Genomic DNA, 12,187 nt, shown 5'->3' on the forward strand with positions numbered 1-12,187 from the left:
AAATGACAACGGGCCGGTCCCCAAGGGGCCGGCCCTTTGCATCAATTGATGCAGCGCGGAGCCGAGAACCGTTCCGGACAGCCCGATGACAAGAAGCTATCTCCCGAAGAAAACTTTGGGGAATGGTTGCGATGAAAGTCGGCTATGCGGGACGAAGCTGCCTTCTAACGAACATATCCGAACGGCTGCTCTATCTTGATTGGTGGATCAATCATCTTGAGGAAGGATCGCTCGGTCAAAGTACTCTGACCCACCGTATCCAATCAAAGAACCTATTACAAACGCACCGAAGAAATCTTCGACAGTAATGAACCCCTGTGTTCCCGATTTCCTCGATAAGGCAATTGCCGCAATAAGACTCATAATCACAGGCGCGCCAACTGACACAATGGAAGATTGAAAATCAAATGCTGTTCCATTTTGTAGGATACGCGCAATTGAACCAAGGCCTCCCCCCCAGCAGCGATCCAAATATCATTGATGTCAATGGTGGCTTAATATCAAAGTACGAAGATACGACTTGAGTCCTCTCCTGACCTGCGATCTTGTAACGGATTTCGGTACTTGAGTTTATTCGCTGAGGAGTGAAAAAGAGCCAGCCGTTTGAAACGATCGAGAAGTAAGCGACCTTGTCACAATGTGGTCTGACCCCGTGCGTTTCTGGTTCATGCGGCAGGTCGTCCAGTGTCGGCGAAGCTATTATAACTGTTGCGTCTTTTTCAGCAGAGATTGATACATCGTCATAGTCTGACAAATCTCTCTCAATTCTTGTATCCGAACCTTGCTCCGCAGTTAATGAGAACCTCCGACGCTTGTCGGGGAAGCTGGCACTCACTCCCAACCCTCCGACACTAACGGATGATACCAAAAAGGCGGAGAGGACGCCCTCGGTGAATTTTTTCACCTTGTTGCTGGATTCATATTCCACCGAATCCAAACCATCCGTTTCAGGCTGCTTCTGAGGTGGCTCGCCACTACGACTTACGACCCTGCGAACAAGTGAGGATTGGGGTGCCAGTATCTCAAGTATCTCTACGTCTACAGGAAAGGGGTTATGAACAACTACTCTGACCACGCTGGGTGTGCCTGCCGTATGCGTTTCTTCGGGAATTGTGACCTCGAGCTTGCCGGAAAGCCCTGCTGGCGTTGCTGGTACAGTCGTCAATTGGCGCCCCTCGAAGACATGCGTAAACTCCGTTGACTTGTAAGCAGACGTTCGCTGCAATTGCAACTTTATGCAAGGTGGGCTCCAAAGCGGTTATTGCACTCCCAGCCCACCGCGGGTCGCACGCATGTCATTTACGACAAAGGGATGGCTACGACAAAGGGATGGCGGTCCCCCTGGGGCCGGCCCACTCCTTTTCCGTTCTGGCGGATGACGGCTCAGTTGCCGCCCAGGATGTCCCGCAGCACCTGTTCAAGGATCGAATCGCGCCGTTGCGGTTGCCGTGGGGCCGGCTGGGGCTCCGGCTCGGGGACCTTGGGCGGCACCGGCTCCATCATCGGCAGCGGGCGCACCGGCAGGCCGTCGTGGACCCGCACCATGACCTCGTGCCAGATTTCCGCGGGCAGGCCGCTGCCGGTCACGCCGGTCAGTGGCGTGTTGTCGTCATAGCCCATCCAGACCCCGGCGACGTAGTCGGCGGTAAAGCCCACGAACCAGGCGTCACGCGCCTCCTGGCTGGTGCCGGTCTTGCCCGCGACCTGCCGGTCGGGCAGGGCGGCCCGGCCGCCGGTGCCCTGGGCCACCACCCGGCGCATCATCCAGACCAGCTGTCGCGCCGCCTCTTCGCGGATCACCCGTTCGCCCATGCCGCCGCTGGCCTCGATCAGCGGGTCCGACGCGCCCTTGTAGCGGATCAGCCGCTGGCCGTAGGGGCGCACGGATGACCCACCGTTCAGGATGCCCGCATAGGCGCCGGTCATTTCCAGCAGTGTCGCCTCGGAGGCGCCCAGGGCAAGGGCCGGCGTGTCCACCAGTTCCCGGTAGATGCCGAAATCGCGCGCCACCCGCAGCACCAGGTCACGGCCCACGGTTTCCGACACCTTGACCGCCGGGATGTTCAGCGACTTCTCCAGCGCCTCGGCCAGGCTCACCCGGCCGTAATGCTGGCGCGAATAGTTCTCGGGGCACCACTGGCCGGAACCGGGGATGTTCAGGCAATGGGGCTCGTCGACGACCGTATCCAGCGGCGAATAGCCCAGTTCCAGCGCCGTGGCATAGACGAAGGGCTTGAAGGCCGATCCGGTCTGGCGCACCGCCTGCGTGGCGCGGTTGAACAGGCCGGTGGCATCGGTGTCGCGCCCTCCGACCATGCCGCGCACGGCGCCGTCCGCCGACATTACCACAACCGCCACCTGCGCCTTGGACCCTTCGCGCACCTTTTCGGCAAAGACCTTGTCGACCGCTGCGGCGGTGGCGCGCTGGATCCTCTGATCCAGCGTCGTCTCGATGATCACGTCCTCTGTCGTGTCGCCGATCAGGTAGTCCATGTCCGACGACATGATCCAGTCGGCGAAATAGCCGCCGCCCAGGTTGCGCGCGCCCTGCGCCAGCACCGCCGGGTTTTCCTGGTAGTGGCGCATGTCCTCTTCGCCAAGATAGCCCTGGTCATGCATCAGTCGCAGCACCGTGGCCGCACGATCCTGGCTGCGCTGGAGGTTTGATGTCGGCGCCAGCGTCGAAGGCGCGGTCAGCAGCCCCGCCAGCATCGCCGCCTCGGCCGGGTTCAGCGCGGCTGCCGGCTTGGCGAAATAGCGCTGTGCTGCCGCCTCGGCGCCATAGGCCCCGCCGCCCATGTAGGCGCGGTTCAGGTAGATCGAGAGGATCTCGTCCTTGGTGTACTTGGCCTCCATCGCGATGGCATAGATCGCTTCCTTTGCCTTGCGCGACAGCGAACCGCGCCGGCAGTCGGCAACGTAGTCGGCCTCGGACTCCCACTCGTCCGGGTCGTACTGCACGCCCAGGCACAGCAGTTTCGCGGTCTGCTGGGTGATGGTCGAGCCGCCGTGCCCTTGCAAGGGGCCGCGCCCCTCGCGCAGGTTGATGCGGATCGCGCTGGCGACGCCGCGCGGGCTGACGCCGAAGTGCCAGTAGAATCGCCGGTCCTCTGTCGCCACCACCGCGTTCTTGAGATGCTCGGACACGGTGTCCGCCGTCACCGCGCCGCCGAACTGGTCGCCGCGCAGGGCAAAGACCTTGCCATCGCGGTCCAGCAGCGTCACCGAGCCCCGCGCGCGCCCGTCCGTCACATCCGACAGTTCGGGCAACCCGCTGTAGACGTACAGCACCGCAGATCCCAGGATCAGCGCCACCACCACCGTCGCCGACAGCGTTACGCGCCAGATCAGCCGCAGGATCCAGCGCAGGATGGTGCCGAAAAAGCCCAGAATGCCGCCGCGCCGCTGCCGCCGGACGGGTTTGCGCCGCTGGCTTGTCTTGCGGCCGCGCGCCGGTTTCGCGGCGGGTTTCTGCGCTTTGCGCGGATAGCGCCTGTCGGCCACCAAGCGGCCGGATTTGCCCTTCGAGGAACTCATCGAGATCTGCCCGTCACTCTTCTTTGGCCCCGACTCTACCCGTCCCGAGCGTGAATGTTGACCATCGCCGAACGTCAGAGCGGTTTATTTTGTGACTAAATTTTATGCGCGAAATTCCAAGAGATTAAAAAATAGACACTCACGCCCGAAAATTTGCCCGAATTCCGGGCCGATCCCTTCATTTTGAGGCCACGGACCAGTTTTGCTGCGGGTGCAATGCAGGGGCGACCCTGCCAGACCGAAGGGGACCAAGGTGAAACTGATCATTGCAACGATCAAGCCGTTCAAGCTGGAAGAGGTGCGCGAAGCCCTCACCGGCATCGGCGTGCGCGGCATGATGGTAACGGAAATCAAGGGCTTCGGCTCTCAGTCCGGCCATACCGAAATCTACCGCGGCGCAGAATACGCCGTGAATTTCGTGCCGAAAATCAAGCTCGAAATCGTCGTGTCGTCGTCGATGACCGACCAGGTGATCGAGACCATCAAGACCACCGCGCAGACCGGCAAGATCGGCGACGGCAAGATCTTCGTGCTCGACGTTCAGCAGGCCGTGCGCGTGCGCACCGGCGAAACCGACGCAGACGCGCTCTGAAGCGCGCAGTTCATCATGAGGGATAACGACATGAAACTTCTCAAGACGCTTGCGCCGGCCGCGCTGTTGCTGGCCCTGCCGAGCATGGGCCTGGCACAGGACGCCGAGGCGGCCGCGCCCGGCTTTGACGAAATCGGCCCCTACATCATGACGACCCTGCTGTTCTGCATGGCGGGTTTCCTGGTGTTCTTCATGGCCGCGGCTTTGCCATGCTCGAAGGCGGCCTGGTGCGGTCCAAGAACGTCACCATGCAGATGACCAAGAACATCGCGCTCTTCTCGGTTGCCGCGATCATGTACTGGCTCATCGGTTTCAACCTGATGTACCCGGGCGACGGCTGGATCATGACCGGCTATGTCGGACCGTTCTTCAGCCCGACCGTCCTTGACCCGGTTGGCGTGGCCGCTGCGGATGCGGCGCTTGACTACGCCTCGATCGGTTCCGACTTCTTCTTCCAGCTGGTCTTTGTCGCCGCCACCGCCTCGATCGTGTCGGGCGCCCTGGCCGAGCGGATCAAGCTGTGGCCCTTCCTGGTCTTCGTCGTCATCCTGACCGGCGTCATGTACCCGATCTCCGGCTCCTGGCAGTGGGGCGGCGGCTGGCTGTCCGAAATGGGCTTCTCCGACTTCGCCGGCTCGACGGTCGTGCACTCGGTCGGTGGCTGGGCCGCGCTCGCAGGGGCGATCGTTCTTGGCCCGCGGATCGGCAAATTCGGCAAGGACGGCAAGGTGCACCCGATCCCGGGTTCCAACCTGGCGCTGGCAACCCTCGGTACGTTCATCCTGTGGCTGGGCTGGTTCGGCTTCAACGGCGGCTCGCAGCTGGCAATGGGCACCGTCGGTGACGTGTCGGACGTGTCGCGCATCTTCGCCAACACCAACATGGCCGCCGCGGCCGGTGCCGTCGCCGCGATGATCCTGACCCAGATCATGTACAAGAAGGTCGACCTGACGATGGTCCTGAACGGCGCCCTGGCGGGCCTGGTCTCGATCACCGCGGAACCGCTTGCGCCCACGCTCTTCGGTTCGCTCTGGATCGGTGCCATCGGCGGTATCATCGTGGTCTTCGCCGTGCCGATGCTGGACAAGTTCAAGATCGACGACGTGGTCGGCGCCATCCCGGTGCACCTCTGCGCCGGCATCTGGGGCACCATCGCCGTGGTCTTCTACAACGGTGACGCCAGCCTCTCGACGCAGATCATCGGCATCATCGGCTACGGTGTCTTCACCTTCGTTGCCTCGCTGATCGTCTGGTTCATCCTCAAGGCCGTCATGGGTATCCGTGTCTCCGAAGAGGAAGAGATCACCGGTCTCGACATGGCCGAGCTGGGTATGGAGGCATACCCCGAGTTCTCCAAGGGCTGAGGTTCTCCTTCCTCTCAGTTCTTGTGACCACTGGCCCGGGCGCTCGCGCCCGGGTTTTTTCGTGCCGGAACATCGGAAGCAGCCCTTGGTCCGCCTCTGCTTCCTGGCGGGCTTGCATCCGGGCTGCGTGACTGAAACCATGGGTTCCCTTGGGGAAACGCCGCCGGCAATCAGAGGGGCCCGATGATATCTCACGACTTCCTGGAGGTGCCGGGCGTCCGGTACTGGCGCATGTCGGGCGAGATTGACCTGGACGCGGCGATCGAGGCCTTCGTCGCGGTCCGGGCCGCTGGCGGTCTTGCCGCGGACATGACCCGTCCGGTGGTCTTCGACATGCGCGAGGCCGACTTGGCGCGGTTCACCGGCGAAGACATGCGCCGCTATTCGACCCGGCTCAAGGCGCAGGGCTTCGGCGCGACCGGCGCCCTTGCCGCCTATGTCATGAGCAACGACACCAACTTTGGCATGATGCGGATGTCCGCCACCTATTTCGAGTTGTCGGGCGTGCGAAAGCAGGAGAACACGATGGTGACGCTGGGCATCTCCGAGGCGGTGGAATGGCTCATTGCCCGCGCCGGGATTCCCGACGAACAGCAGGCCGCCGTGCGGCGCTTTCTGCACCGTGATCCGCGCGCATAGTCCAGGGATTCAGCCTGGGCGGGTGTTTTGTACAAAATGCTGAAATCGACGTACGTTTTGTACAAAACGTACATGGCGCACGGGGCTCAAACCCGGGGCCGGGTGCATGGTTTGCCCAATGACGGGGCGCGCCTCCTGGTCAGTCTTTCTGACCGCACCGGCGGGTGGGGCTCTAGCGGCGTTCGCTTTCCCGACGAAGCCGCTGGCGTGCGATGGCCTCGTTCTTTTCAGCGGTCCTGTCCGCGCTCAGTGCCGCCTCGACGTAGTCAAGATGCGCTTCGACCGCCGCTCGCGCCCCGGCGGCATCGCGCGCCTGCAGCGCGTCGTTGATGGCGCGGTGCTGGTCCAGCAAGCTCGTTCTCGTGGTGCGCTGCTTGAACATCACCTGGCGGTTGTAGAACACGCCCTCGCGCAGCAGCTGGTACATCGACCGCATCATGTGCAGCATGATGACGTTGTGGCTGGCCTCGATGATCGCCAGGTGAAACTCGGCGTCCAGCCCGGCCTCTTCGGCCGGGTTCCGCTTGACGTGGGCCGCCTCCATCTTGGCGAAAACCGCTGCGATCACGGCAAGATCGCTGTCGGTGCCGTGGATCGCGGCGCGTTCGGCGGCCAGCCCTTCCAGGTCGCGCCGGAAGGACAGGTAGTCAAAGACCGCCTCGTCGTGATTGGCAAAAAGCTGGATCAGTGGTTCGGAAAAGGCCGATCCCAGCACGCCGGTGACAAAGATGCCCGCGCTGGCCTTGGAGGTCAGCAAGCCACGCGCCTGCAATTCCGACACGGCCTCGCGCAGCGAGGGTCGCGAGACGCCAAGCTGTTCCGACAGATCACGTTCCGAGGGCAGGCGCTCGCCGGGGCGCAAAACGCCGCGCAGGATCAGCAGCTCGATCTGCCGGACAACGGTTTTCGAGAGCTTCTCGGCCTGGACTTTTTCGAAGGGCATGGCGCGTTCCTTCCGCTGGTCAGGAGAAGTTACCAAAACCCGGCTGCTGTTACCACCGCCGCAACGCGTCCTCGTCCTCATCCCGTGCCGCGACCCAAGTCATTGATTCTGCGCTGAATTCTTTCTTCCAGAACGGCGCGCGCGACTTCAGGTAATCCATCAGGAACTCCGCCGCCTCAAAGGCATCCTTGCGGTGCGGCGCCGCCGTCGCGACCATCATGATCTGTTCACCCGGTTCCATCCGGCCATAACGGTGGATCACCAATGCATCCCCCAACGACCAGCGCTCGACGGCCTCTTTGGCAATCTTTTCAAGGGCTTTTTCGGTCATGCCGGGGTAGTGTTCGATCTCCATCGCGTCCAGCCCGCCGCCCTTCAGATCGCGCACGATGCCGGTGAAGGTGACGACCGCACCCATGTCGTGCCGACCGGCCGCAAAATCCGCGGCCTCGGCACCGAAATCGAACGGGGGCTCTTGGACGACGACGCGCATGGCCCTCAGCCCCCCGTCATCGGCGGAAAGAAGGCCACTTCGCGCACCCCCGCCAAGGGGGCATCGAAATCCGTCAGCTCCTGGTCCACGGCCACACGCAGGGCGCCCAAGTCTTCGAAGGCAGCGGCATAGCGCTCTTCGCGTGCGCGCAGTTCCTCGACCAGGGCGGCCACCGTCGCGGCCTCGGTCTCGACCTTTTCGCGCGGCAGGCCGATCCTCTCGCGCACCCAGGCGAAATACAGCACATCCATCAGCGATCCTCCTTCAGAAAGGGCAGGGCCTTGCGGAAGTAGTCCCAACCCGTGACCAGCGTCAGCGCCGCGGCAATCCAGAGCAGGGTCAGCCCGCCCTTGCCGGACCAGATCATGCCCTGCAGCTTCCAGCGCAGGCCAAGGTCGTCCTCGATCTCGCCATCGAGAATCTGGCCGATGATCTGGTCGTCCATGCCCATGCTCGACACAACAAGATAGTGTTCAAAGACGCCTTGTGCAAAGAGCACGGCAATGGCCACCATCTGCGCCGTGGTCTTCCACTTGGCCAGCTTGGTGACTTTCAGCGTGCCGGCGGTATCACCGAGGTATTCCCGCAAGCCGGAAACAAAGACCTCTCGGAAGAGGATCACTGTGGCCGGCAGGACCAGCCAGGGCGACCAGGAGGAAAACCCGACGATCACCATCAGCGCGATGACCACCATCGCCTTGTCAGCGATCGGGTCCAGCATGGCGCCCAGCTTGGTTTCCTGCTGCCAGCTGCGGGCCAGATGGCCGTCCAGCCAGTCCGTCACGGCGGCCCCCAGAAATAGGATCAGCGCGGCCCAGTCCGCCAGCGGGCGCGAGAAGTACAGGAACATCACCGCAACGCCGGGAGCGGCGAGCAGGCGCAGGATGGTGAGAAGGTTGGGCAATGTCAGTTTCATCGCAGCCTCTCTAACCGGTTCTCGGGCAAGGGGGAAGGCTTGCACGCATGGTCCCGACACCCCACCTTTGGACGAGGCAAAGCGGGGGTATCATGCGTGGACTCATCTTGGCGGGACTTCTTTCGGCGCTTGTCCCGGGCGCCTGGGCGGGCATGACCCTGCACCCTGAACAGGCGCGTTGGGTGCTGAAGAGCATGGGCGGCGCGGCGGTGGATTTCGACGCGTCGCTGGACCTGACCATGCCCGGCACGGTGAACGGCAAGGCGCCCTGCAACAGTTTCGGTGGCACGGTCGAGGGGGCATGGCCCGAACTGAGCTTTGGCCCGTTGCGGATGACCCGCCGGGCCTGTCCAGTGCTGGCTCAGGAGAACGCCTTTGTCATGGCTCTTCAGCAGGTGACGCAGGCAGAGCTGCGCGATGACCAACTGGTCTTGCGCGACGCGGAGGGCGGCGAACTGGTGTTCAGACCCGCGCCCTGAGCCGCGCGATCAGGGCGGCGCGCGCGGGCGGCAGAGGCTTGTCCCGCAATTCCGCGGCCAGTCGGTTTTCCATGAAGAAGCCCGTTGTTTCCAGGGCGGTCAGGATTTCGCCATCCCCGGCCTCGCCTGTTCCCCGCAGGACCGGCGGCAGGGGCAGCAATCTGTCGGCCCAATCCCCGGCCCCCTGCGCGGTCACGGCGCGGCCAGACCGGGGAGAGACGAAATCCAGCCCCTCTGTCGCGCCGGTGACGGCGCATTGGGTCAGGTCGAGGCCGAACCCCATTTCCTCGAGCAAGGCCAGTTCCCATTGCAGGTAGGCCAGGGGCCAGAGATCCGGGCGATCCAGCAGGTCCAGCAGCCGTTCGGAGCGTTCGTAGAGCGCGGGGTGGGGTTCACGTTCGGGCAGGCAGAAGGCCAGCAGCGCGGTGACCGCGTTGAGCCCGGCCAGCGCCAGCCGGTCCCCCAGCGCGGCGGCGGCGCGCGAGCGTTCGGGTTCGGCTGTGAAGCTGCCGATATGATCCTCGAGCCGCGCCCGCCATGACAGGTCGAGCTGCGCGCCGGGCTGAAGGTGCGGCGCCAGCTTGCGCGAGGTGCCGCCCCGCAAGACACCCGCGTGACGGCCATGTTGCGGCGTGAAGACCTCGAGGATCAGCGAGGTCTCGCCGTGTTTCCGTGTGCTGAGAAGTATGCCCGTGTCGCGCCAGTCCATGCGCCGAAAGATCGGCCCGCGCGCACCAATTGGCAAGCCGTGATCCAATGGTGCAGCCTCCGGCTGCGCTGGATGTCTCGGCCCCTTTTCGGGGCCTTGGGCATGAGTATTTCGGGAGAGAAGAAACGTGCGGGTCAGGCCAGGGCGGAATCGTCGAGCAGGTGGCGGCCGTGGCGGTCTTCTACCTCGATCACCCAGAGGTCGGGATCGAAACGGCGTTGGCGCGTGATGGTTTCATCGACCTCAGTTTCCGGGCCGGAAGTGAGGTCGGTCCACTTGCGGTCGCCGCTGGCGAGGTCGAAGCCGCGGGTGAAGGCGCGGGCCCGGCCGTCGAGCGTGTTGAGCTTGACCAGGACGGCGCCGGCCGTGTCGTCGCCGTGGGCAGTGACGAAGGCGGGAATGTCCATCAGGCGAAGCCGGGCAAGGTAGGCATCCACCCAGAACCGCGCGGTCAGCCGCGCCATCAGGCGTTGCCGTCGCGAAAGTCGAGCCCCATTTCCGAGTAGCGTTCCGCCTCTTCTAGCCAGTTCTCGCGCACCTTGACCTGCAGGAAGAGATGGATGGGACGATCGAGAAATTCGGTCAGTTCCTCGCGGGCGGCCTTGGAGATGGCCTTGATCGTCTCGCCCTTGTGGCCCAGCACGATGCCCTTGTGCCCGTCCCGGGCGACGTAGACCACCTGGTCGATGCGGGCGGAGCCGTCCTTGCGCTCTTCCCAGCTCTCGGTCTCGACGGTCAGCTGGTAGGGCAGTTCCTGGTGCAGGCGCAGGGTCAGTTTCTCGCGCGTGATCTCGGCGGCGATCATGCGCATCGGCAGGTCTGCGATCTGGTCTTCGGGGTAGAGCCAGGGGCTCTCGGGCATTTCATTGGCCAGCCAGCTGCGCAGGTCCTCGATCCCGTAACCCTTTTCAGCGGAGATCATGAAGGTCCGGGCAAACGCGTAGCGTTCGTTCATGGCCTGGGTCAGGGCCAAGAGGGCCGGTGCCTCGACGCGGTCGATCTTGTTGATGGCCAGGGCGACGGTGCGGTTCTGTGGCAGGTCCTTCAGGCCTTCGAGGATGCTTTCGACGCCTTCGGTGATGCCTCGGTGGGCTTCGATCAGCAGCACGATGACATCGGCATCGGCGGCGCCGCCCCAGGCGGCGGCGACCATCGCGCGGTCCAGCCGGCGGCGCGGTTTGAACAGGCCCGGCGTGTCCACGAAGACCAGCTGGCTGTCGCCTTCCATCGCCACGCCGCGGATGCGGGCGCGGGTGGTCTGGACCTTGTGGGTCACGATGCTGACCTTGGACCCCACCATCGCGTTGGTGAGGGTGGATTTGCCTGCGTTGGGCTCTCCGATGAGGGCGATGAAGCCGGCGCGTGTGGTCATGACAGATCTGTCCGAATGCGATTTCGAAGTGCTTCCCCTAGGCCAGATGGGGCGTCAAGGCCAGAGGATTCGCATGTGGCGGGCCGTCTCAGGGGGTTGCGCGGTCGATGGAGGCCCTGTTCCGCCCGTCGCGCCAGAGCGAATAGATGCCCGAGGCGACGATCAGCGCCGCGCCTGTCAGGGTTATCGTGTCGGGGCGTTCGCCGAAGACCGTGTAGGCCAGGACCAGAGCCACCAGCAGGCGGGAATAGCGGAAGGGGGCCACGACAGAGACCTCGCCGGTGCGCATGGCGGCGGTGAGAGCGGTATATCCGACCACCCCGGCGATCGCAGTGCCGCAGATCATCGCCGTGGCGGGCAGGCTTGGCTTGCTGGGCGCGGGTTCGAAGGCCATGATGACCAGGCCGGCGAAGGTGACGACGGCAAATCCCAGCACGCCCAGTTGCGAGGGGCGGATATGTGCGGGGGCGGTGCGGGTGGCCACGTCGCGGCCCGCAAATCCGATCATGCCGAGCAGGGCAAAGATTGCGTTTGCCTCGATCCCCGCGGGGGAGGGGCGGATGATCAGCAGCACGCCCGCGAAGCCCACGGCTGTGGCCAGCCAGCGGTGCGGGCCGATGCGTTCGCCCAGGATCAGCCCGGCGGACAGCATGACCACCAGCGGCGCGGCCTGCAGGATGGCCGAGGTGGTCGAGAGCGGCGTGTAGGCCAGGCTGAGGGCAAAGAAGAGCCGGCCCAGGATCTCGAACCCGGTGCGGATCAGCAGGCCCCTTTGCAGGTAGGCCGGATCCCAGAGTGGCACGCCCCGGCGCCGCGCTTGAACGGCGTAGATGGTCATCGCCAAGAGGCCGAATTGCACCGTACCGAGGCCGGGAGAAATCCCGCCGGAGCCGGTGGCGGCCTTGAAGAAGGCGTCCTCGACCCCGAAGCCAAGCATGGCGAGCATCATCCAGAGGCTGCCCTTGAGATTGTCGGTCATGCGCGATCCCTGCGTTGATATGCGCATAGCGGTACAGCGCATTCATCTGCTGAACCAGAGTTCGCATATGGGCTGGCTGTGCGAGGTTGTCGGGGATGGAAGCCGAACAGGGGCGGTTTCGGTGCTTTGACCTCGCGTTGTGCGCCTCGCCCGGGTGGCTTCTT

General features: G+C 63.9%; 13 protein-coding genes and 1 pseudogene. 4 read left to right on the forward strand and 10 right to left on the reverse strand.

Annotated features, from left to right (window positions below; genetic code table 11):
• Nucleotides 1–403: 403 nt before the first annotated feature.
• Nucleotides 404–1,165, reverse strand: a complete 762-nt coding sequence (locus ACQY5B_RS02865; RefSeq protein WP_420326457.1) for a hypothetical protein — start codon at nt 1,163–1,165, stop codon at nt 404–406.
• A gap of 218 nt (nt 1,166–1,383) precedes the next feature.
• Nucleotides 1,384–3,537 carry a transglycosylase domain-containing protein gene (locus ACQY5B_RS02870; RefSeq protein WP_420326456.1) on the reverse strand — a complete coding sequence of 718 codons (2,154 nt, stop codon included), beginning with the start codon at nt 3,535–3,537 and terminating at the stop codon, nt 1,384–1,386.
• Between the two features lie 253 nt (nt 3,538–3,790).
• Here ACQY5B_RS02870 and ACQY5B_RS02875 point away from each other — a divergent pair, with 253 nt between their 5' ends.
• The 3 genes and pseudogenes from ACQY5B_RS02875 (at nt 3,791) to ACQY5B_RS02885 (ending at nt 6,132) form a co-directional block, all read left to right on the forward strand.
• Nucleotides 3,791–4,129 carry a P-II family nitrogen regulator gene (locus tag ACQY5B_RS02875; RefSeq protein WP_305969197.1) on the forward strand — a complete coding sequence of 113 codons (339 nt, stop codon included), beginning with the start codon at nt 3,791–3,793 and terminating at the stop codon, nt 4,127–4,129.
• Nucleotides 4,130–4,159: 30 nt separating this feature from the next.
• Nucleotides 4,160–5,493 (forward strand): annotated as a pseudogene (locus ACQY5B_RS02880) (ammonium transporter).
• 183 nt (nt 5,494–5,676) lie between these two features.
• Entirely contained in the window at nt 5,677–6,132 is a 456-nt protein-coding gene (locus ACQY5B_RS02885; protein ID WP_420326455.1) for a hypothetical protein, read from the forward strand.
• Between the two features lie 172 nt (nt 6,133–6,304).
• Here ACQY5B_RS02885 and ACQY5B_RS02890 read toward each other — a convergent pair whose 3' ends face one another.
• The 4 genes from ACQY5B_RS02890 to pgsA are packed head-to-tail and all read right to left on the reverse strand — an operon-like array spanning nt 6,305 to nt 8,484.
• On the reverse strand, nt 6,305–7,075 hold the full coding sequence (locus ACQY5B_RS02890) for an FCD domain-containing protein (RefSeq protein WP_305969194.1): 771 nt from the start codon (nt 7,073–7,075) through the stop codon (nt 6,305–6,307).
• Between the two features lie 49 nt (nt 7,076–7,124).
• The gene (locus ACQY5B_RS02895) at nt 7,125–7,568 is read right to left on the reverse strand and encodes a molybdenum cofactor biosynthesis protein MoaE (protein WP_420326454.1); all 444 of its coding nucleotides are present in this window, start codon (nt 7,566–7,568) and stop codon (nt 7,125–7,127) included.
• A 5-nt stretch (nt 7,569–7,573) separates the two neighbouring features.
• Nucleotides 7,574–7,819, reverse strand: a complete 246-nt coding sequence (moaD, locus tag ACQY5B_RS02900) for a molybdopterin converting factor subunit 1 (RefSeq protein ID WP_420326453.1) — start codon at nt 7,817–7,819, stop codon at nt 7,574–7,576.
• Nucleotides 7,819–8,484 (reverse strand): CDP-diacylglycerol--glycerol-3-phosphate 3-phosphatidyltransferase, encoded by a 666-nt coding sequence (gene pgsA / locus ACQY5B_RS02905; protein WP_305969191.1) that lies wholly within the window; start codon nt 8,482–8,484, stop codon nt 7,819–7,821. Before pgsA ends, moaD begins: the two co-directional genes overlap by 1 nt.
• 92 nt (nt 8,485–8,576) lie before the next feature.
• Between pgsA and ACQY5B_RS02910 the strand changes: the two genes are divergently transcribed.
• Nucleotides 8,577–8,963 carry an META domain-containing protein gene (locus ACQY5B_RS02910; protein ID WP_420326452.1) on the forward strand — a complete coding sequence of 129 codons (387 nt, stop codon included), beginning with the start codon at nt 8,577–8,579 and terminating at the stop codon, nt 8,961–8,963.
• Here ACQY5B_RS02910 and recO read toward each other — a convergent pair.
• From recO to ACQY5B_RS02930, 4 genes are all read right to left on the reverse strand, one after another.
• Nucleotides 8,947–9,672 (reverse strand): DNA repair protein RecO, encoded by a 726-nt coding sequence (recO, locus tag ACQY5B_RS02915; protein WP_420326451.1) that lies wholly within the window; start codon nt 9,670–9,672, stop codon nt 8,947–8,949. The two genes, ACQY5B_RS02910 and recO, sit on opposite strands and share 17 nt — an antisense overlap.
• Before the next feature lie 134 nt (nt 9,673–9,806).
• Nucleotides 9,807–10,136, reverse strand: coding sequence for a DUF1491 family protein (locus ACQY5B_RS02920; protein ID WP_420326450.1), 330 nt, complete (start codon nt 10,134–10,136; stop codon nt 9,807–9,809).
• On the reverse strand, nt 10,136–11,044 hold the full coding sequence (gene era, locus ACQY5B_RS02925) for a GTPase Era (protein WP_420326449.1): 909 nt from the start codon (nt 11,042–11,044) through the stop codon (nt 10,136–10,138). Before era ends, ACQY5B_RS02920 begins: the two co-directional genes overlap by 1 nt.
• An 88-nt stretch (nt 11,045–11,132) precedes the next feature.
• Nucleotides 11,133–12,023, reverse strand: coding sequence for a DMT family transporter (locus ACQY5B_RS02930; RefSeq protein ID WP_420326448.1), 891 nt, complete (start codon nt 12,021–12,023; stop codon nt 11,133–11,135).
• Nucleotides 12,024–12,187 lie beyond the last annotated feature (164 nt).

The organism is Antarctobacter sp. (genome assembly GCF_965277915.1).
Lineage (GTDB): Bacteria > Pseudomonadota > Alphaproteobacteria > Rhodobacterales > Rhodobacteraceae > Antarctobacter.

What these genes read in the sequence shown, in the direction of transcription:
- ACQY5B_RS02870 (WP_420326456.1), bottom strand. Translation starts at nt 3,537, where the DNA reads ATGAGTTCCTCGAAGGGCAAATCCGGCCGCTTGGTGGCCGACAGGCGC.
- recO (WP_420326451.1), bottom strand. Translation starts at nt 9,672, where the DNA reads ATGGACTGGCGCGACACGGGCATACTTCTCAGCACACGGAAACACGGC.
- ACQY5B_RS02930 (WP_420326448.1), bottom strand. Translation starts at nt 12,023, where the DNA reads ATGACCGACAATCTCAAGGGCAGCCTCTGGATGATGCTCGCCATGCTT.
- ACQY5B_RS02910 (WP_420326452.1), top strand. Translation starts at nt 8,577, where the DNA reads ATGCGTGGACTCATCTTGGCGGGACTTCTTTCGGCGCTTGTCCCGGGC.
- moaD (WP_420326453.1), bottom strand. Translation starts at nt 7,819, where the DNA reads ATGGATGTGCTGTATTTCGCCTGGGTGCGCGAGAGGATCGGCCTGCCG.
- pgsA (WP_305969191.1), bottom strand. Translation starts at nt 8,484, where the DNA reads ATGAAACTGACATTGCCCAACCTTCTCACCATCCTGCGCCTGCTCGCC.
- ACQY5B_RS02885 (WP_420326455.1), top strand. Translation starts at nt 5,677, where the DNA reads ATGATATCTCACGACTTCCTGGAGGTGCCGGGCGTCCGGTACTGGCGC.
- era (WP_420326449.1), bottom strand. Translation starts at nt 11,044, where the DNA reads ATGACCACACGCGCCGGCTTCATCGCCCTCATCGGAGAGCCCAACGCA.
- ACQY5B_RS02895 (WP_420326454.1), bottom strand. Translation starts at nt 7,568, where the DNA reads ATGCGCGTCGTCGTCCAAGAGCCCCCGTTCGATTTCGGTGCCGAGGCC.
- ACQY5B_RS02890 (WP_305969194.1), bottom strand. Translation starts at nt 7,075, where the DNA reads ATGCCCTTCGAAAAAGTCCAGGCCGAGAAGCTCTCGAAAACCGTTGTC.
- ACQY5B_RS02920 (WP_420326450.1), bottom strand. Translation starts at nt 10,136, where the DNA reads ATGGCGCGGCTGACCGCGCGGTTCTGGGTGGATGCCTACCTTGCCCGG.